This is a genomic window from Rhizobacter sp. Root1221, from assembly GCF_001425785.1.
Taxonomy (GTDB): domain Bacteria; phylum Pseudomonadota; class Gammaproteobacteria; order Burkholderiales; family Burkholderiaceae_C; genus Rhizobacter.
Genome location: NZ_LMDI01000031.1, coordinates 1 through 20,463 on the forward strand (window position 1 = coordinate 1; position 20,463 = coordinate 20,463).

Annotated in this window: 9 protein-coding genes and 2 pseudogenes; 5 read left to right on the forward strand and 6 right to left on the reverse strand. The window is 66.7% G+C overall.

The annotated features are described in order from the left end of the window. Positions 1 to 111: 111 nt before the first annotated feature. The 5 genes and pseudogenes from ASC87_RS33835 to ASC87_RS20255 all read left to right on the forward strand — a co-directional run. The coding region (locus tag ASC87_RS33835; protein ID WP_369820780.1) for a calcium-binding protein at positions 112 to 284 on the forward strand (173 nt) is incomplete at its 3' end. A gap of 1 nt (position 285) precedes the next feature. After that, positions 286 to 844: pseudogene (locus ASC87_RS33840) on the forward strand (calcium-binding protein); the annotation flags it as partial. Position 845: 1 nt separating this feature from the next. Next, positions 846 to 13,358, forward strand: a pseudogene (locus tag ASC87_RS33845) (calcium-binding protein); the annotation flags it as partial. Between the two features lie 68 nt (positions 13,359 to 13,426). After that, the gene (locus tag ASC87_RS32040; RefSeq protein ID WP_162255186.1) at positions 13,427 to 14,206 is read left to right on the forward strand and encodes a hypothetical protein; all 780 of its coding nucleotides are present in this window, start codon (positions 13,427 to 13,429) and stop codon (positions 14,204 to 14,206) included. A gap of 298 nt (positions 14,207 to 14,504) precedes the next feature. Next, complete coding sequence (locus ASC87_RS20255) at positions 14,505 to 15,377, forward strand: transposase (RefSeq protein ID WP_056666416.1); 873 nt, start codon at positions 14,505 to 14,507, stop codon at positions 15,375 to 15,377. 76 nt (positions 15,378 to 15,453) lie between these two features. Here the strand turns inward: ASC87_RS20255 and ASC87_RS20260 are convergent, their stop codons facing one another. Genes ASC87_RS20260 through ASC87_RS20285 form a run of 6 tightly spaced genes read right to left on the reverse strand, consistent with a single transcriptional unit; the run spans position 15,454 to position 20,436 of the window. After that, positions 15,454 to 16,683: a glycosyltransferase family 4 protein gene (locus ASC87_RS20260; protein ID WP_056666419.1), complete on the reverse strand. Its 1,230-nt coding sequence runs from the start codon at positions 16,681 to 16,683 to the stop codon at positions 15,454 to 15,456. 28 nt (positions 16,684 to 16,711) lie between these two features. After that, on the reverse strand, positions 16,712 to 17,902 hold the full coding sequence (locus ASC87_RS20265) for a tetratricopeptide repeat protein (RefSeq protein ID WP_056666422.1): 1,191 nt from the start codon (positions 17,900 to 17,902) through the stop codon (positions 16,712 to 16,714). Positions 17,903 to 17,934: 32 nt separating this feature from the next. Then, positions 17,935 to 18,759, reverse strand: a complete 825-nt coding sequence (locus ASC87_RS20270) for a sigma-70 family RNA polymerase sigma factor (protein ID WP_056666425.1) — start codon at positions 18,757 to 18,759, stop codon at positions 17,935 to 17,937. A gap of 8 nt (positions 18,760 to 18,767) precedes the next feature. Beyond that, positions 18,768 to 19,652 (reverse strand): flagellar type III secretion system pore protein FliP, encoded by an 885-nt coding sequence (gene fliP / locus ASC87_RS20275; protein WP_235582228.1) that lies wholly within the window; start codon positions 19,650 to 19,652, stop codon positions 18,768 to 18,770. Next, positions 19,649 to 20,080, reverse strand: coding sequence for a flagellar biosynthetic protein FliO (locus ASC87_RS20280; protein WP_056666428.1), 432 nt, complete (start codon positions 20,078 to 20,080; stop codon positions 19,649 to 19,651). The genes fliP and ASC87_RS20280 overlap by 4 nt, the downstream gene beginning before the upstream one ends. Then, a complete protein-coding gene (locus ASC87_RS20285; RefSeq protein ID WP_056666430.1) occupies positions 20,077 to 20,436 on the reverse strand; it encodes a FliM/FliN family flagellar motor switch protein in 360 nt (119 codons plus the stop codon). The genes ASC87_RS20280 and ASC87_RS20285 overlap by 4 nt, the downstream gene beginning before the upstream one ends. Between the last annotated feature and the right edge of the window lie 27 nt (positions 20,437 to 20,463).

The window sequence follows — 20,463 nt, forward strand, 5'->3', positions numbered from 1 at the left end:
GGCAATGAYTCGCTGGACGGCGGAGCAGGCAACGACACCTACGTGTTCGGTCGAGGATCCGGTTCTGACCGCATCTACAGCATCGACTCCACGGTRGGAAAGCTCGACGTGGTGCAACTTGGCGCCGGCATCGTCCCCGCCGACATCCAGCTGCTGCGCAACAACGACAACCTCATCCTGACCGTCGTCGGCACGGGCGACCGACTCGAAGTCACCGCGTTCTTCAGCTCGGACGTCACCAGCGGCTACCGCATCGAGCAAATCCGCTTCGCCGACGGCACCACNCGTCGTCGGCACGGGCGACCGACTCGAAGTCACCGCGTTCTTCAGCTCGGACGTCACCAGCGGCTACCGCATCGAGCAAATCCGCTTCGCCGACGGCACCACCTGGGATCTGGCCACCATCAAGGCCCGCGCACTCGATGCCACCGACCGCGACGACAGCCTCACCGSCTACAACTCGGCCGACACCSTCCAGGGCGCCCTCGGCAAYGACAGCCTCAGCGGCGGCGGCGGCAATGACACGATCGACGGCGGCGACGGCGAAGACACCYTGTCCGGCGGCGACGGCAACGACAGCCAGCTGGGCGGAGCCGGCAACGACTCCCTCGACGGCAACGCCGGCAACGACACGCTCGACGGTGGCGCAGGCAACGACTCGCTGGACGGCGGAGCAGGCAACGACACCTACGTGTTCGGTCGAGGATCCGGTTCTGACCGCATCTACAGCATCGACTCCACGGTRGGAAAGCTCGACGTGGTGCAACTTGGCGCCGGCATCGTCCCCGCCGACATCCAGCTGCTGCGCAACAACGACAACCTCATCCTGACCGTCGTCGGCACGNGTCGGCACGGGCGACCGACTCGAAGTCACCGCGTTCTTCAGCTCGGACGTCACCAGCGGCTACCGCATCGAGCAAATCCGCTTCGCCGACGGCACCACGTGGGACGTTGCGGAGATCAAGCAGCGCGCCACCACGGCCACCGCGGCCGGCGACAGCCTCACGGGGTACCTGTCCGCCGACACGCTGATCGGTGCGTCCGGCGACGACACCCTCGCCGGCAAAGAGGGCAACGACACCCTGCACGGCGGTGACGGCAACGATTCCCTGACCGGCGACGCCGGCAACGACGTGCTGTTCGGCGGCGACCAGGACGACCAACTGACGGGCAGCGACGGCAGCGACACCCTCGACGGCGGCGCGGGCAACGACACGCTCGACGGTGGCACCGGCAACGACGTGTTCCGCTTCGGCCGCGGCTCCGGCAGCGACACCATCACGGGCAGCGACTCCACGGCCGGCAAGATCGACGTGCTGGAACTGGGTGCGGACGTCAAGCCGACCGACCTGGTGCTGACCCGTTCGTATGACCACCTGACGCTGTGGATCAAGGGCACGACCGACCACCTCTACGTCACGAATTTCTACACGACGGCGGCCACCAACCGCTTCGACCAGATCCGGTTTGCAGACGGAACCACCTGGGACTACGCTGCCATGCTGGCGCGCACGGTCCCGGCCAGCTCTACCGATGCCCAGCCCCTCGCCGCGCCTCAGGCCGCCACGCTCAACCAGTTGGTCTTCCGCAAGGTGGGCAATGCGCTCGAAATCCAGGGCGTCGGCACCAGCCACTCGAGCACGCTGACCAACTGGTTCGGCAGTGGCACCGCGCACGTCGACGGTTTGGGGGCCACCGGCAGCACGCTGCTCGACGCCGCCCCAGCCGACGTGGCATTCGCCTCGACGCTGGGTGGCACCGACCAAACCACTCGCCTGGTCCACGACGGGCTCGGCCAAGTCATCGGGGAGATCGACGCCGAGGGGTACCTCACCGAACACCTCTACGATGCGGCCGGCAATCGCACCACCACCATCCGCTACAGCCAGCCGGTAGCCCCCTTCGGCCGGGAGGCCCAGTCGATGGCCGAGCTGCGGCCGGTGAGCGACCCGAAGGCGCGTGTCACCACGGCCCTGTACGACGCCCTCAACCGTGTGGTGCAACAGACCAACGCGGAAGGCACGGTCACCCAGTTCACGTACGACACGGTCGGCAACCTGGTGAAGACCAGCCGGGCCGCGGGCACGGCGGAAGTGCGCACGGTCAACACACGGTATGACCTGCAAGGCCGTGTGACGGGCGAACTGACCGCCGAAGGCAGCGCGTTGCTGGGTGCCACGCTGACCCAGCCGCAGCTCGATGCGCTGTGGGCGCAACACGGCCTCACGCACACCTACGACGCGGCAGGCCGCCGCACCAGCACCACGGATCCGAACGGGTTCAAGACGCTGTTCTACTACGACACGGACGGCCGCCTGACCCACTCGGTCAACGCGCTCGGCGAGGTGGAGGAGCGGCGCTACGACACGCTGAACCAGCTGCAAGCCACGTTGCGGCTAGGCACCCGCATCGCCACCACCGGGCTGACCGGTGGTGCGGCGGCGGACATCGCCACGGCGCTCGCCGGCCAATACGACAGCACACGTGACAGCGTGACGGCCTTCACGTACACCACGCGCGGACAGGTGGCGTCCACCACCGGCGCGCTGGGCCATGCGGTGACGCAACGCTACGACGCGTTCGGCGAGACCTCGTCCACGACCACCCTGCTCGAGAATGGGGAGTCGGTCACCCAGGCCGCCACCCGCGACCATCGTGGCCAGGTGACTTCCACGGTGACCGACGAAGGCGGCATCGCCGCCACCACACGAACCCAGTACGACGCGTTCGGCCGAGTGATCCGCACCGTGGACGCCAACGGGAACACCCGCCAGCAATCCTACGATGGCCTGGGCCGCTCGGTGGTGACCATCGATCCCACCAACAGCATCCGGCGCAGCAGCTACGACGCATTCGACCGCGTGCTGACCCAGACCGATGCGTTGGGCCAGGTCACGCGCTACACCTACAGCGACACGGACCGCAGCATCACGGCGACCACGCCGGAAGGCGCGTCGGTCACCACCTCGCACAATCGCCACGGGCAGACCGCCAGCGTGACGGATGGACGCGGGGCCGTCACCACCTACAGCTACGACCTCGACGGCAACCTGACGGGTGCGGATGGTCCGCTCGGCAACACGGTGCGACATGCCTACGACCGTGCCAACCGCCTGGTCGAAACCACTGACGCGAATGGGGTGACGACGACCGTCACGTACGACGCGGCCAACCGCGTGCTCACCCGGCAGGTCGACCCGCTGGGGCTGAACCTGACCAGCACCTTCGCGTACGACGCGAAGGGTCAGCAGTACCGTTCCACCGACGCCCGAGGCACGGTGACTACCATCGCCTACGACCTGGCCGGCCGCGTGCTGACCCAGGTTGTCGACCCGGATGGCCTCCACCTGGAAACCCGGTACGGCTACGACAGCCGCGGCAACACGGTGTCCGTCACCGATCCGTCGGGCGCCGTCTCCACCTTCACCTACGACCACCTCGGACGCCGAACCGGTGAACGCATCGACCCGACCGGGTTGAACCTCACCCGCAGCTACACCTACGACAAGGCGGGCAACGTCGTCTCGCGCACCGATGCCAACGGTGCCGTGACACGCTTCACGTACGACGCCAATGACCGCCTGGTCTTCACGGTGGACCCGACCGGTGCGGTCAGCCGGGCCGAGTACGACGCCGAAGGCCGGCTGGTACGAGACACGCGCTACGCCCAACCCATCGACCTCGCGGGGCTGGGGGTGTCGGCGCGGACCAGCGACATCGGCAGCCGCCTCGTCCCGAGGCCTGGCCAGGACGCTGTCGAAGTGCGCCGCTACACCCAGGACGGCCGCCTGCACTACACGGTCGATGGCACCGGTGCCGTGGTGGAGTTCAAGTACGACGCCAATGGCAACGTGGTCGAACGCATCGGCTACGCGAAGGCCATCAACCTGGCTACCTGGACTGGCAACACGGACCCCACCGTCGTGGCGGACACCGCCCGCGACCAGCACGTCCGCACCACGTACGACGCGTTGAACCGCGCCACGCATGTCGCCGACGGCATGGGTGGTGTCACCGGCTACACGTACGACACCCATGGCAACCTGATTCGCCAGACGCACTACGCGACCGCGGTCGCGGCGAACGCCGCGCCCAGCAGCGTGACGGCCTCCGCCGGCGACCAGGTCACCCGCTTCAGCCATGACACCCTTGGCCGGCCCACGTGGACGGTCGATGCGAGTGGTGCAGTCACGCACAGCGAGTACGACACCAACGGCAACGCGGTGCGCGTCACCCGGTTTGCCGCGAGGATTCCGGCGGGGACGGCTCCGGAAGCCGTCGTGGCCAACGCGACGCTCGACCGCGTCGACACCGTGCAGTTCGACCGCGCGAACCGCGCCGTCTACGCCACCGATGCCGCTGGCTACGTGACCACCACGGCTTACGATGCGGAAGGCCGTGTCACGTCCACGACGCGCTTCGCCAACCGCCCGGCCGCGCCAGGGGCCTTGCCGGCAGCCGATGCTGCCGACCAGACCCGGCAGTTCGTGTACGACCCCGCCGGACGGGTCACCAGCGCCGTGGACGCCCTGGGCCAGACCGAGCATTTCACCTACGACGGCAACGGCAACAAGCTCACCTACCAGGACAAGTCGGGGAACACCTGGACGTATGGCTATGACGCGGCCAACCGGCTCGTGTCCGAAGCGTCGCCCGACGTCGACTACACCACCGTCGTCCAGGACGTGCACACCACCAGCCGTGGCTCGCTCGTCACCCGCCGAACCTACGACGGCCTGGGCAACGTCATCACCCGCACCGACGCCACCGGCGCGGTGACGCGCCACGCGTACGACGCGAACGGGCGCACGATCCTCACGGTGGACCCCATGGGCGCCGTGACCCAATCGGACTACGACATCGGCGGGCGCCTGCTGCGCACCATCCGCCCTGCCCAGCCCATCAGCCTGGCCGGGTTGCCCCAGGCCATCCGGCCGAGCGACGTGCTCGGGCGTTTGGTGGCATCGCCTGGCAAGGACGTGGTGGACGTTCGCCGGTACGACCGCGACGGCCGGCTGCGTTTCACGGTGGACGGCAACGGGGCCGTGGTGGAGTTCCGCTACGACACCCATGGCAACGTCACCGAACGCATCGGCTACGCGAGCGCGGTCGCCGTGCCCGCGGGCGGCACCAGTGCCGACCCCGCACCGGTGGCCAACGCGAGCCGCGACCAGCGCGTTCGCACCACGTACGACGGCCTGAACCGCGCCACGTTCGTGGCCGACGGCATGGGCAGCGTGAGCCGCAACGAGTACGACGCGTTCGGCAACGTGGTTCGCCAGACGCAGTACGCCACCGCGATCACCTCTGCCGCGTCCCCGGACAGCGTCGAGCCGGCCGCCACCGACCGCGTCACCCGCTCCACCTACGACAGCCTGGGCCGGCCCACGTGGACCGCCGATGCGAGCGGGGCCGTCACGCGCCTCGAGTACGACCGCAACGGCAATGTGGTTCGCCAGACGCGCTTCGCCACGCTGGTGACGGCGGGCGCACCGCCCGAAGCCGCCCAGGCCGACGCCACGCGCGACCGCGTCACGACGGTGCTCTTCGACCGTGCCAACCGCGCCGTGCAGACGACGGACGCCACCGGCCACGTCACCACGACGGCCTACGACCCCGCCGGGCGTGTCACGTTCACCACGAAGTTCTTCAACACGCCGCAGGCGGCGGGCGCCTTGCCCCTCGCCCACCCATCCGACCAGAAGCAGCAGTTCGTCTACGACGCCGCCGGACGCCTCACCAGCACCATCGATGCGCTGGCCCAGACGGAACGCTACACGTACGACGCCAACGGCAACAAGCTGACCTTCGAGAACAAGAAGGGCAGCGTCTGGACGTACACCTACGACCAGGGCAATCGGCTGATCGCCGAGGAGTCGCCGGCCGTGGAGTTCACATCCGTCGCGCGAGACGCGCGCGGCGACCTGTACGAGATCCCCACCAGCTCGGGCACCCTGGTCACGCGCCTGACCTATGACGCGCTGGGCAACCTGCTCAGCCGCACCGAGGCGGCCAACCGGCCCGCCGAAGCACGCACCACGTCGTACCTGTACGACGCCGCCGGACACCAGGTGCAGGTCACGCACCCCCAGGTCATGGTCTACCAGGAAAGCCTGGCGGACCTGGCCCGCAACGGTGCCACCGGCCTGGCCGCGGTCTCGGAGTTCGGCCGCACCCTCACCACGCGCACCTACTACGACACGTTCGGCAACGCGGTGATCAACGTCGACACGGCTGGCAGCGTCAGCCAGAAGGTGTACGACCTGGCCAACCGCGTGCGCTACGACATCGACGCGCTGGGCCAGGTGACCGAGTACACCCGCGACGCGTTCGGCGACGCGGTGGCCACCACGCGGTACGTGCAGCGCGTGACGCCGGCCAGCGTGCCCGCCGGCAGCCCCACGCAGGGTGCCGCCATCGCCACCCTGCAATCGTGGTTCTCGCAGTACGGCTCGCCGCAGGACCGCCGGCTGGAGAGCGAGTACGACCGGCTCGGCCGGGTGATCGCCGTGCGCGAGCCCGAAGTCTTCACCTACGACGCGAGCACCGGCTTGTCGGGCCCCGCGCGCAAGGTGACCCGCAACACCTACAACGCCTTCGGCGACAAGGTGAGCGTGGCCACGTTGCAGCGCGGCACTGAAAGCAACGGCACGTGGGTGTCGACCTTCCAGTACCACGACCGCCTGGGCCGCGTCACCGACACCGTGGACGCGCTGGGCTATCGCACCCACCAGGCGTACGACGCCGTCGGCAACGTGGTGTCGATCACCGAGCATGCGACGGCACAGGCGGCCGACAGCTGGAACCTGCTGTCGGCAGGCGCCGCCGCGGTCGATGCGCAGCGCGACCGCACGGTGACCTACACCTACGACCAGCTGAACCGCAAGCTCAGCGAGACCCGCCATCAGGTGCAGGCGAGCAATGCCACCCAGGCGTTGTCGGGCACCGGCGCCCCGACGGACCTGGTCACCCGCTTCGGCTACGACCAGGTGGGCAACCTCACCCGCACCACGGACGCCCTTGGCAACGCCACGTACAGCTACTACGACGCCCTCGGCCGCGTCACTGCGGTGCTGGCCCCCACACGGCCTGGCGCGAACGGTTCGCCACTCACCCCGCTGTCGCTGTTCCGTCGCGATGCACATGGCAACGTGCTGGTCAAGACCGACGTGGCGCTCGGTGCAACGGCCACGGCCGGCGAGTTCACCGGGGTGTCCACCAGCACCCAGCTGAACACCGTGGTCCAGGGCATCTCCGCGGAAGACCGCTCCACCCTGGCACGCTACGACAGCCACGGCCACGCCGTGCAGGTCACCGACGCCGCCGGCTACAGCAGCTACACCTCGTACAACGAACGCGGCCAGGTGGCCAAGACCTGGCAGGGCGCGACGTCGGGCCAGGCCGTCATCCAGGACGGCAAGCTGCTTGCGGACAGCACCGTGTTCAAGGTGTACCAGTACGACGTGCTGGGCCGCCTCACGAACACGATCGACCCGGGCGTCGCCACGAAACTCGGCACCGGCCTGACCACGAAGGTCGTGTCGTCGACGACCGTGTACACCGACGGATCGGGCAGGCACGTGTCCGGACAGAACGTGGTCGACCTGACCTGGGCCACGGTGGTGAACCCCAGCGGCGGGTCCGTGCGCGTGGAGGTCGACTACCTCACGAACGATTCGACCCGCGTCATCGGCACCAATGAAACGGGCAACGTGTACGCGGGCTCCGGCAGCCAGGAGAAATCACACAGCCAGACGTACACCGCGTCCACTGCCAACGCCGGCGTCCGGTTGACCTGGACCGACTCGGACGCGGACGTGGAAGTGAGCGGCATTGCGTCGATCACCCGCCTGCGGGTCTGGCAGGCGGACGGCAGCGGGTCCTGGGTGCTTCGCTGGGACGGCGGCCCCGTCCAGGCCGGCGGGTGGGACATGGTGGCCGTGGAGAAGTCGTCGGCCAACCTGATCGACAACGGCACGCGCTACAACGCCTTCGGCGAAGTCATCGGCACGGACATCAACGGGTACAACCAGGCGTACTACGACTACGACAACGCCGGCCGGCTGTGGCGCACCAATGCAGGCGACGGGATCGACAAGATCTTCCTGTACGACGCGTTGGGCAACCAGACCGCGGAACTCCGCAGCGGCGGGATCGGCGGCGACAACCGCAACCTGCGCCTGCTCGGCTCGGCCGCAGCCGCCTCGGCGCTCGGCACCTTGCGGCGCACCGACACGGTGCATGACAAGCTCGGCCGCGCCACGCAGCAACTCGGCGTGGCCCGGGACACCGCCGCCGTGCAGGGCACGCTGACCCTGAACCAGCAGGCCGCCACCGCCAGCATCGCCACGTCTGTCACCACGAACTATCCGCCCGACGGCAGCGCCGGGTGGGCATTCGTGGGCGAGAACCGCGTGAACCTCGCGTGGCCCGACCTGTCGGCGCTGGGATCGGGCGACGTCCGGTTGTACTTCGAGTACCAGACCGCCGCCCTCGCGGGCGGGCCGGTGATGACCGACGAGTCCGGCAACCCCTACCCGGACAACCGCCACACCCCCGTGGTGACGCGGTCCCAGACCATCGTCTACGACGCCGACCGCGCTGCGGCCGGTGTGTCGGTGGCGTGGGCCGACAGTGGACCGGTCGTCGCATCCTCCGACGAGAGCGGCCCCGTCGAGTTCAACGCGGGCGGCCTGGGTGCCGTGTCGCGCATCGTGCTGTGGAAGAAGGACAGCCACGGCGAGTGGCGCCTCATGCAGGACAGCGCGCCGGGCACCGGCCCGGCCGTCATCGACGTGGCCGCGCCGCTCGATGCCACCACGCAGGTGACACTCGAGATTCGCCCGGCCGGATCGACTGGTGGCTGGATGACGTTCCCGCAAACGGCCCTCAACTTCGGGGACGCGCTGCGCTACTCGACGGCCAACCTGGCACCCGGTGCGTACGAATACCGGGTGCTGACGAGTGCGGTGGGCCAACCCACGCAGACGGCCAGCACCGGTACGTTCGACACGAATACCCTCGCCTCGTCCACCACCAGCCTCACCGCCAGCCCGGTGGCACGCCCGACGGTCGAGATGACGTACGACCGCTGGGGCAACACCCTGAGCAAGAGCGATCCGCGCTATGCCGGGTGGATCACACGCTACACGTACAACGCCAGCAACCAGCTGGTCAGCGAGACCAAGCCCGATGGGGCTGTCACCCAGGTCTACCACGACGCGCTCGGGCGCCAGGTGGCCGTGCGCGATGCACGCGGCAACGTGAACAGTCAAGTCTATGACGCCGGTGGCAACCTGGTCGAGGAACACCATGCCGACACCGGTGTCGTGCGCTACGTGTTCAACGGCTTCGGCGACAAGGTCCGTACCTACGGGGCCGAGGCCAACCGGACCACCGACTACCTCTACGACAAGATGGGCCGCCTCGTGGAAACACGGCACGGCACCATCACCGTCTGGAACGTGGACGTCAACATGGTGACGTCGAACTGGCAGGCCGAGCTGAAGGAGTTCATCTCATACGACCAGGCCGGGCGCAAACTCGACCAGACCCTCGGCTGGACCGGCGACGGCACCGGCGAGGTCACCCGCTACAAGTACGACCTGGCGGGCCACGTCATCGAGACCATCCAGCCGGGCACCGGCGCGTTCCGCACGCGCTCGGTGTACGACGTCTTCGGCCGCAAGGTGGCCGACTTCGACCAGAACTTCCGGTCCAGCACCTGGAACTACGACACCACCGGCCTGCTGCTGTCCCGCACCGACCTGTCGGGTGCCACGTACACCTTCACGTACGACAACGCCCGCCAGCTCATCAGTTCCACCAACGGCCATTACGGCGCGAACCCGCAGATCGTCAACGCGTACGACGCGGCGGGCCAGGTGACGAAGATCACCGACCTCTCGCTCAATCAGGTCACCGAGTTCACCTACGACCTGGCCGGGCGCCACGTGCGCGAGAAGACCACGCAGGACGGCGTCGTGTACCAGAACAACATGCTGGCCTACGACAACGTGGGCCGCCTGCGCCACGTGGCCGACGGCCGCATGAGCCTGGACATCGACTACGACCTCGTGGGCAACCGCACCCACATCCGCACGCACGTGGACGTGTTCAACCTCGGCAGCACCACGGTGGACAGCCGCAAGGACACGGACAACTACTTCACGTACGACCAGATGAACCGCCAGACCGGCGTGGGACTCACGTCGACGGGCCTGCTGCAGGCGGACGCCCACCTGGTCGAATACGACCGGGACGGCAACCGCATCAAGGACACGTACCTGGGCAACAAGCTGGAGGCCGTGGCCGCCACGCCGCCCGCCTACCTGTACACCGATGAGTCCGGGCAGGCCGTGTATGACAACGGCACGCCCCTGTCCTACCGCATCCTTCCCGGCCTGAACGAAGTGTCGGAGAACTACGAGTACGACACGCTGAACCGGTTGAAGAACGTCAAGCGCGACGGCTTCGAACTCGACCGCCGCGGCTACGACGCGGTGGGCCGCGTCATGGTCACCGGGCCCGCCAACCTGCCCACCGCCTACACCCAGGCGCTCAACAGCGGCACGGCCCCCGGCGAGACCATCGGGCTGGAGGCCCGCACCAACCGCTACGACACCAACGGGCGGCTCGTGCGGCAGTTCATCTACAACAGTGACCACTCCAAGGTCGTCACCGACGTGCACTACTCGCGCTACGACGCGGCCGGCAACCTGATGTCGTACACGCTGACCTCGCCCAACGAGTACAGCAACTACTACAAGTACTCCCACAAGCTGTTCGACGGGTACAAGGAAGCCAACATCCATGCGACCAGCACCAAGTTCAAGGATGGGGAGACCGTCAACTCCTACGACGTCAACGGCAACCTCGTGCGCGTCGACGACCTGACGAAGGAGCAGAACAACCGCCGCTTCGTCAACGACGTGACGGGCCACGCGCTGTACTCCAACCAGCAGGGTGCCGAGCAGCGCCAGGTGGTGGTCAACGGCGAGGTGCTGGGCCGCTACGGCATCGGCATCGACGAGACGAAGCAGCGCGATGAAAACGGCAACCCGCGCTTCGCGCAGATCGCCGAGTTCAACCTGGGCTACCAGCCCATCACCGGCAACTACCCCACCGCCAGCGTCGGCACCTACCAGGTGCACGCAGGCGACACCCTGCGCAGCATCGCGCGCCAGTCCTACGGCGACGAAGGCCTGTGGTTCCGCATCGCCGAGGCCAACGGCCTGACCGGCGACAACGACCTGCGCGTCGGGCAGACCGTCAACATCCCGAGCGTCGTGGGCTCCGTCCACAACAACGACGGGACCTTCAAGCCGTACGACCCCAGCAAGATCACCGGGGACACCACGCCCAACATGCCGATGCCTGGCAAGGGGGGGTGTGGGGGGATCGGGATGTTGCTCGTCATCATCGTTGCGGTGGTGGTGACGGTGTTTACGGCGGGGGCTGCGGCGTTGGCGATGGCTGGCGCGCTCAGCTCCGCCACCACGATCGGGGGCATCGCGTCAGCAGGCTTGACGGCCATGGCGGGCGGCACCGCCATGGCCGGGGCACTGGGCATGGCCGCAGTGCAAGGGATCAGCGCCGCTGTCGCGGTCGGCGCCGCGATGATCGGCGCAGCAGTGGGCTCCATCGCCAGTCAGGGCGTTGCCATCGGCATGGGCATGCAGGAGGACTTCAACTGGAAGAACGTGGGGATGGCCGCAGTCGGCGGAGCCGTGTCGGCCATGATGCCGGCTGGCATCGTTGGCGCGGCAGGCAGTACCGCCAACATCGTCGTGCGCAGTGCGCTCAGCAATGCCGTCACGCAGGGTATCGGTGTGATGACCGGGATGCAGGACAAGTTCAGCTGGCGGGGTGTTGCAGCCTCGGCCGCCTCGGCTTATGTCGGCGACCAGCTGCGCGGTACGGTGATGGGCAGCAGCCTGCAAGGTCCGACGATTGACGGGGGCTCAATTGGAGGCCCCGGCCTCGTGGGCATGCTTGGGGGCGGGCCCCTGGCCAGGCTTGCCGGCTCGACCGTGGTCGGGATGGCGGCCAGCACCGCTGCCGCGGCGATGCGGGGTGGCAAGGTGGTGATGGCTCAAGTGGCGATTGATGCGTTTGGCAATGCGTTGGGAGAAAGTCTGGTCGCAACGACGTTGTCTGGCGAAGGTATTGATGTCCCCCAGGGGGCCGATTCACAACCCGATGTTGAGGAAGACATCCTCGGCGCGTTTATCGCCATGAACGACAACTGGTCTTACGTTGAACCGGACGACTCGTCGCATGGACTTGGCTTGCGAGCCCACGATTCTTCAGGCGAAGGCCCAACTGATCCACAATCCTCAAGCCTGCTGCCTTCACCGGCCGCCGACGCTGAAAAAAATGCTCCTGTTGGAAACACTGGGAGGCGTCGGATTAGCGGCAAAGTAGCGGAGCCGAAGGACAAGTGGACCAACCCAGTTTCTGAGCTTGTTCATCGAGACGATCCGGAAAAACGTGCAGCGATCAATGACATTTTTGCCAAGGCCAGAGCGCAAGCAGAAGCGTCCCCGCAAGGTGATCAGCCGCCTACGGCAGCCGAGGTTGAAGGACTCGACGGTCCCGTCGGGAGGGAAATGCGGAAATATGCTGATGACAAGTCTGGCCGCTGGTCCGATAAGGAGTCGGGACAACCAGCTAATGGACCTCGTCAATATAGTCCGAGCAGAGATGGTGCCCGAACAAAGGGTAAAGTGGAGTTGGCAGGCGAGATCAAGTATGAAGTGAAAGATGGGACCGAGGTCCGATTTTTCGGTGAAAATGATCCCGATGGGAAACTGATCGTAGCCCGCTCGCAGACTGATGCCAGCCTGAAAGGAAAAATCTCCAAAGATGGCGTTGAGACAAGTGTCCGCATAGGGACGGCGAGTGAATTGCAATACTCGCGAGACTCATACAAATCGGAAGTCGGAAAATTGGACGTGACGGTGCGGAGTGCGGCTGATTTTGGCCTGGATGCCAAGATCGGCGGCGGGCGCAACGGCGGCGGCTCCAGCGCTGGCTTCAAGGCCGAGGCGGCCTTGCTTCAAGCTCAGGGTGCTGCCGAGTCTCGCGCAATTGAATATGGTGGACTCGAAGTTAAAGTTAAGGCCGGCGCAGGACTTAGCGCGGTCGCGATTGGAGGCTCGGCACAGTATGTTTTTGATTATTCCAAAGGACGCCTGAACGCCGGTTTTGGAGCTAGTGCAGCCGCGCTATTTGGGGCTAAGGCGCAAATAGGTTTTGAAGTGGATGCCTCAAAGTTTACTTTCAAGAAATTTGGTGCCGATGTTAAGCAGTCTGCGACAAATGCCTATGCCACGGTTAATGGGTGGGTTCGCTAGAGAGGCCATAGATGTGCAATAAAACCCTTCTTCGCTTCGTTATGTCGGTAGTGTTAGGTTCAATAATGGTGCAAAATTCATTCGCCGAATCCGCGCAATTGGAGATCTCCTGCGAGAAGCAGTGGATCGAAAAGTCCGCGACGCATGTTGCTGGGCCGGCTCCCGATGTCCCGACGATGCTTAAGGTCTGGAAATCTCTTGAAAGCGAATGTGGGTCCACTCACACCTACATAGGGCGCCTAGCGCTCCTAAGCTTGATGACAGACGACTTTGCCGCGGCTCGGCGAGTGCTGAAGGCGGCTCCCAAGGGTGACTCTCGCTACGCATACAGTATAGATGCGGCAAGAATTCAACTTTCTATTCGCGAAAGGTTGGCTGCCGACGGCCCCATTTCCGATCGGGAGGCGGCCGAATTCGAGTTGAAGTATATTCAACTGGTCAAAAAATATCCAGATTGGCCCACCGGCTTTGCCTTGCTGGGCGGATGGCAAACATCGATCGGAAAGCACGATGCGGCGATAAACAATCTGCAGAAGGCACTAAAAGGCGACGCATACAATTTGGCCGGAGTGTATAGAAATCTGACAATAAGTTTTGCTGCAGAGGGGTCGAGCGAACTAGCTCTGGCTGCCTCGGATAAAACTTTCAAGCTGAACCCTTCAATTACCTCAGATTCGCAATTTGTGTACGCCTACGCCAATGCGAGCAGCGCTCTTGGTTATCTTGATGATGCGGAATTAGCGCTAAATCTTATTGCCCGCAAGAAGGCTGAGGTTAAGGGTGATCCAGAATATAAGAAGGCTGTAGAGTTCTATTCTCAGCAGCGCAAGAAATCGCCAAAGAAATAAGCGGGGAGCCGGGGTCACGGGGGGGCCGGGGTCAAGTCTTGCGTCTTGCCTGACCCATCAAAACCCCCGACATACGGGGTAATCCTGAAGGCAAGTGCACGCCGCCCCTGCGGACGGTGGCGCCGCGATGAGCCTGGGAGGGGGACCCTGGGGTCAAGTCTTAGGGGGACCCTGGGGTCAAGTCTTGCGTCTTGCCCAACCCACCAAAACCCCCGAGATTCCGAGCAATTTCGCAAGCAGGTACGTCACCGTAGGGAACCGCGCTTTACCCGCCCCCAAAGCCCGGCGATGCTCCCGCATGGCCCGTCCTCTCCGAATTGAATTCCCCGGCGCGATCTACCACGTGACTTCTCGCGGGGATCGACGCGAACCCATCTTCGTGGACGACAACGACCGGCACGCGCTGCTCGCCGTTCTCGAGCAGGCACTTGCCCGCTTCGGCGCTCACTCGTTGGCGTACTGCCTGATGGGCAATCACTACCATCTCGTGCTGTGCACCCGCCAGGGCAATCTGTCGGCCCTGATGCGGCACCTCAACGGCGTCTTCACGCAGGCCTTCAATCGCCGCCACAACAAGGTGGGCCACCTGTTCCAAGGTCGGTTCAAGGCGATCCTCGTCGATGAGGAGGCCTACCTGCTGGAGGTTTGCCGCTACGTCGAACTGAACCCGGTGCGCGCCCGCATCGTTCAGCATCCACGCGATTGGCTTTGGTCCAGCTATCGGGCGCATGCGGGCGAACGGGCGCCGCCGGGCTGGTTGGACACCGCAGGGCTGCACGCGCACCTGCTGGGCCGGGCCGCGCAGACCCTCGACGACCATCATCACGCCTCCCGGCTGTACGCCGACTTGGTGGCCGCGGCGCACGGTGTTCGCCTGTGGGACGAGGCGCTGCGCCAACAGATCTACCTCGGCGACGATGCCTTCATCGCGCGCATGCAAGCCATGGCGGACCAGCGGCAACGCGCGTCGAAGGAAATTCCCGCACCGCAGCGCGGTGCACCCACGACCTTCCGACAATGGCTCGCCCGGAGTGACTCCGTGGGGCAAGCGCTGCTGCGCGCCTACACCGAGAGCCGGCTCAGCATGAGCCAGTTGGCCCAAGAGACCAACCTCTCTGTCTCTCGCGTCAGCCGCTTGATCGCCGAGGCCGAGCATCCCAAGTCTTCGTGAACACCGGGAGTACGCGAGCAACTCGTGACGCTGAATCAGTCGCGAGTTCGGCACCGCCCTGCCCCGTCGAAGAGCCTCAGGCCAACCGTCTCTCGACCAGCCCCGCCGAGGGTGCCCCGATCACCCGGTCATACCCCGCAAGACCCGCCTTCCGCGAATACCCACGCGCCCCGCCTTCCAAGGCCGAGAGCGGCTCGTCCTGGCCTGCGACCGACAGCATCTCCTCGACCTTCAACGCCACCGCACCCACATCGAAGAAGTCGACCAGGGCACCACGCCGGCAGTCATGCATCACCTCCCGCACCGGCGCCGTGTCGGACGACACGATGGGTGCACCACACGCCATGGCCTCGAGCAACGACCAGCTCAACACGAACGGGTACGTCAGGTACACGTGGGCGGCCGAGACCTGCAGCACGCGCACGTAGTCGGCGAAGGGAACGCGCCCGAGGAAATGCGTGCGGGCAGGATCGAGCGACACCTCGCGCAGCATGCGCTCCCGCCACGTGGGGGCGTTGTCGGGGCGCTTGCCGTAGCTGACACCGTCGCCGCCGACAATGATGGCGTGGCAACCCGGATGGGCCTTCTGGACACGCTCCAGTGCGCGCATGAACACATGGAACCCGCGATAGGGCTCCAGGTTGCGGGCCACGTAGGTGATGACCGGGTCGCCCACGCGCAGCACCGCCCCGCTCGGCGTGGTGAACGATGCCTGTGGATTCGGGCCGAGGTACTCGGTATCGATGCCTTCGTGCTGCACGATGATCTTCGGCTGAAAGATCTCCGGGTGCCGGCTGCGCTGCCAATGCGTGGGGCTGATGGCCACGTCGCACTGGGTCAGGTTCAGGGTGTGCAGCGCGTTCCAGGTGCGGATGCGCGCGCGGTCGTCGAAACTGAGCGGGAACTCGGGATCGAAGCCCAGGTCGGCCCCGTCGGCGTTGTAGTACCACTCACACAGGTGCACCAGCCGCGCGAGCGGAAACACGTCCTTGGCGTAGAGGGTTTCACCCCAACCAGGATGGGCCACGATGACGTCGGGCGTGAACCCGTTCTGCTTCAGCTGCTGCAGCGCACGCACCACCGCCTGGCCGTGCAGCGTGGCCGACTCCATCTGCCGCAGGTAATGATGCTGCTGCGGGCGCCCCTCGCGGGCGAGGCGGTAGCGGATGAGCTTGTCGAAACCCGGCAGGCCCGGCGCGCCTTCGCGCCCCAGCGCCCGCACGTCCCAGCCGGGCCGCTGTGCCCAGGCCTTCACGAGGTGGCCGAACTGGCCCGGAAAATTCTGGTGGATGACCAACACCCGCATCGCGACGCGCTCCCGTTCGAAACGTGTGTCAGTTGAGGTCGCCGGGCGGCGGGGCCGCCGGCGTGCCGTCGTCCACCTGCGGCAACAGGTCGAGCATGGAACCGCCCAGCGGCGCGGCACGGCCACCCAGCAGCCGCGTGGCCAGGCGGCGCAGCGATCGGCTGTCGGACGCATCGCCGCTCAGCAGCGCCTGCGCGTACCGGGCCGACAGGCTCGTGCCGTCGAGGCGAATCGCGCGGTCGATGGCCTCCTGTGCCGCATCGTTCGCCTTGCGCATCGCGAGCACCACGGCCAGGCCACCGTGGCTCTCGGCGAAGTTGCGGTCGAGTTCGATCGCCTGTTCAAACGCCCGCAGCGCGGCATCCGTGTCGCCTTGCGAGAGGCACGTCCACCCGAGGCCGTGCCAGGTGCCCACGTGTTCCGGCATCGCCTGCAGGGCTTTGGCAAAGCTGGCGCGGGCCGCGTCGAGTTGCTGCTCCATCAGGTCGGTGAAGGCCAAGGCCGACCAGGTTCGGCCGTCGGTGGGATTCAGCCTCAACGCATGTTGCAGCAGCTGGCGCGAGAGCGCAGGCGCCTGCTCGGCCAGCGCCACCGACGCGCGTGCGACGAGCGCCTCGACGGGTGCGCCCGGCTCCTTCAACGCATGGTCGGACCACAGCAGGCTGGCCGTGAAATCAGACTCATCGAGCGCAACGAGGCTGGCCACGCCGGCCGCGGCCGTGGCCAGCTGGCGCACCTGCCAGCGCTCCCGGGCCCATGCCATGGCGGCGTCCAGGCGCTGGGCCCGGTGCATCAAGCGCAACCAGAGCACCTGCAGCGCGCCATCAACGGCCTGCGAAGGCGTCACCTCGACCCACGGCGCGAGCACCGCCAGCCCCGACTCAGGCGCGCCCTCGCGCAACGCGATGTAGGCCAGGTCATGCGCCACCACCGGACGCAGGTCGTCCGGTACATCAGGCGCATCCGACAAGACCTGCAACACGGCACGCGCCTCGCCGAACCGGTGCTGGGCCAGCAACCACTGCCCTTCCTTCAGCGTCCAGCCCGGGGCATGGCCGGCCAACGCCTGGGCCTTGCGGAGGTGGGTCTCGGCACGGAGCCACGCTCCAGCCTGCAGCGCCGCATCGAACGATTCGCCCACGAGTGCCAGGTTCTCGGGGTCTTGCTGCAGGTATCCCTCGAGCCGGTCGAGGCGCTGCGTCGCAGTGGGATTCGTCATCGTGGGTCTCTTGTCGTACGGTAAAGGGTTGCTCACCAGGCCACGTCCACGCGCTTGCCGGCCTTGAGCCGGCTGCGGAGGGATTGAAGGGCGGTGCGGTGGATCTGTGACACACGGCCCTTCGTCACGCCCATGCGGCTGGCGATGTCGTCGAAGGCATGCTCGTGGAGGTAGTGTGACGTGATCACGGTCTGCTCCTGAGGCGTCAGGTGGCGGATCACATCACGCAGGCGGGCTTGCAGCTGCTTGTATTCGAGCCGTTGGTAGTGGCCGTCCGGCTGCTGCCCGGCCGGTTCGTCAGCGGCCACCATGCCGGTGCCGTCCAGCAGGCACCCCAGCGCGATGCCGATGCCCACCTCGGCCAGGTAGCGGAACAGTTCGTCGGCCTGGGCCTTCGATCCCTTGCCGAACGGCGCGGCCACCTGCGCCCCGCTCACCCGGGCTTGCGCCTTGATGGCGTCGAGCCGCTCCTGGCGCAGCCGTTGCCGGACGGCGATCTGCTGCTGCTTTTCGGTGAGGGTTTCGAGGCCATCGAGGATGGCGCCATGCATCCGGCGCGCGGCGAAGGTCCGGAACTGGGCGCCCTTGTCAGGGTCGTACCGGTCGACGGATTCCACCAGCGCGACGGACGCGAGCTGGTGGTATTCGGCGAACTCGATCTCGTTGTGGTTGCGCCGGGCGTAGTAGGTGGCCGCCACCACGCGGGCGTAGTCGAGGTGGTGGGCGATCAGCTGCTGCCGCAGGGCTTCGTCGCCGGAGGCCCGGAACAACGACCACAACTCGTTCTCGCGCTCGGGCATGGCCGACGCCGCCGCCGAAGCGGCGGCGTGCGAGCCGGGAGCGCGCGAGGTGGCCATGCCTCAAGTCAGTGGAACGAGCCCACCAGGGCCTTGAGGATGAGGCTCCAGCCGTCCACCAGGATGAACATCAACACCTTGAGCGGCAATGCGATGGTGGTGGGCGGCATCATCATCATGCCCAGCGCCATCAGGATGCTCGAGACGATCAGGTCGATCAGCAGGAACGGCAGGAAGATGACGAATCCGATCTGGAAGGCCGCACGCAGCTCCGACAGCATGAAGGCCGGCACCAGCTGGATGTTGCCGATGTCGTCCATGCTCTGGGGCGGCTTCGACTTCGACAGCTCCACCATCAGCGCCAGGTCCTGTTCGCGCGTCTGCCGCACCATGAACTCACGGATCGGCTTGCTGGCCTTGGAAAAGGCCACGTCGTTGCCGAGCGTGCCCTGCATGTAGGGCTGCAGCGCTTCGTCGTTCACGGTCTGCAGCACCGGCGACATCGTGAACAAGGTCATGAACAACGCCAGCCCGATCAGCACGGTGTTGGGGGGCGTCTCGGGCATGCCGATCGCATGGCGCAGCATCGACAGCACGATGATGATGCGCAGGAACGCCGTCACGCACACCACCAGGGCTGGCAACACCGCCAGCAGCGTGAGGCCCATGACGATGCGCACCGCCAGCGCGGTGTCGGTGCCTTGCGCATTGGCCTGCGGCAGGCGAAGGTCGATGCCCACGCCCTGCCCGGGCTTGCGGGCCTCGGTGCGTGTGTCCCCCCGTTTTCCGGCCGTGGTGGTCACGGGCGCCGCGGCTTCGGATGCGGCAGGTTCGGCAGCAACCGGCACCGACGCGGCCAGTGCAGGCACATCCACCTCGGGCGCCACCTGGGCCCAGCCCGCCCCGCACCACAGCAGGCACACCAGCAACCAGCCCAGGGCGCGCCGTGTCATGTCGTGGGCTCCACCGGCGCAGCAGGCGCGTCGTCGCGGTCGAGCACGACGGGCGCCCCCGCCCCCTGCACAGCCACCAGCAATTGCCGGCGCTTCCACTCGACGACGTGCAGCCGCGTGTTGACGTCGAGCCGCACGCTCGAGACCACCCGCACTTCCGCCGGCGCGGGTGTCACCAGCCGCTGGAGCCACGGGCCGCTGCGCCGATGCCGGAACCACCACGCCCCCGCAGCGACCGCCACGAGCACGAGCAGCAACACCGCCCCCGCCACCGGAAAGCCCGGATCGGTGGCCTCGGTGCGGAACGGCAGCGGGGATGACGCCTGCGGCACCACCGGCACCACGCCCTCCGCGGCACCGGCCAGCGCGGGCGCCAGCACCCAGCCCCCGCGCAACACGGCGCGGCAGCAAGAACGCAGGCCGCTCATGCTTTCAGCGGCACGGGGATGTCGGTGATGCGCACGGCGAACTGGTCGTCCACCGCGACCAGCTGGCCACGGGCCACCACCTTGCCCTCGAGCAGCACGTCCACCGGCTGGTCCACCAGGCGGTCGAGCACGAACACCTGGTGTTCCTTCGCGGACATCAGCTCTCCCACCGTGACCTCCACCTGGCCCACGCACACCTGCAGGCGGGTCTTGATGTGGTGCAGCGGGTTGACCGGGTCGCCGATCACGGGGCGTGCGCTGTCGGGGCCGTCGTGCAGTTCCGTCAAGGCGATGACGTGTGCGGTGCGGCCGCTGTCGGCCGCCGGTGCGTTGGCGGGGTATTTCGAATCACTCATGGTAGGGAAGGTCCGGAATTCGGGAAG

What these genes read in the sequence shown, in the direction of transcription:
- fliP (WP_235582228.1), bottom strand. Translation starts at nt 19,652, where the DNA reads ATGACACGGCGCGCCCTGGGCTGGTTGCTGGTGTGCCTGCTGTGGTGC.
- ASC87_RS20280 (WP_056666428.1), bottom strand. Translation starts at nt 20,080, where the DNA reads ATGAGCGGCCTGCGTTCTTGCTGCCGCGCCGTGTTGCGCGGGGGCTGG.
- ASC87_RS20265 (WP_056666422.1), bottom strand. Translation starts at nt 17,902, where the DNA reads ATGACGAATCCCACTGCGACGCAGCGCCTCGACCGGCTCGAGGGATAC.
- ASC87_RS20260 (WP_056666419.1), bottom strand. Translation starts at nt 16,683, where the DNA reads ATGCGGGTGTTGGTCATCCACCAGAATTTTCCGGGCCAGTTCGGCCAC.
- ASC87_RS20255 (WP_056666416.1), top strand. Translation starts at nt 14,505, where the DNA reads ATGGCCCGTCCTCTCCGAATTGAATTCCCCGGCGCGATCTACCACGTG.
- ASC87_RS20270 (WP_056666425.1), bottom strand. Translation starts at nt 18,759, where the DNA reads ATGGCCACCTCGCGCGCTCCCGGCTCGCACGCCGCCGCTTCGGCGGCG.
- ASC87_RS20285 (WP_056666430.1), bottom strand. Translation starts at nt 20,436, where the DNA reads ATGAGTGATTCGAAATACCCCGCCAACGCACCGGCGGCCGACAGCGGC.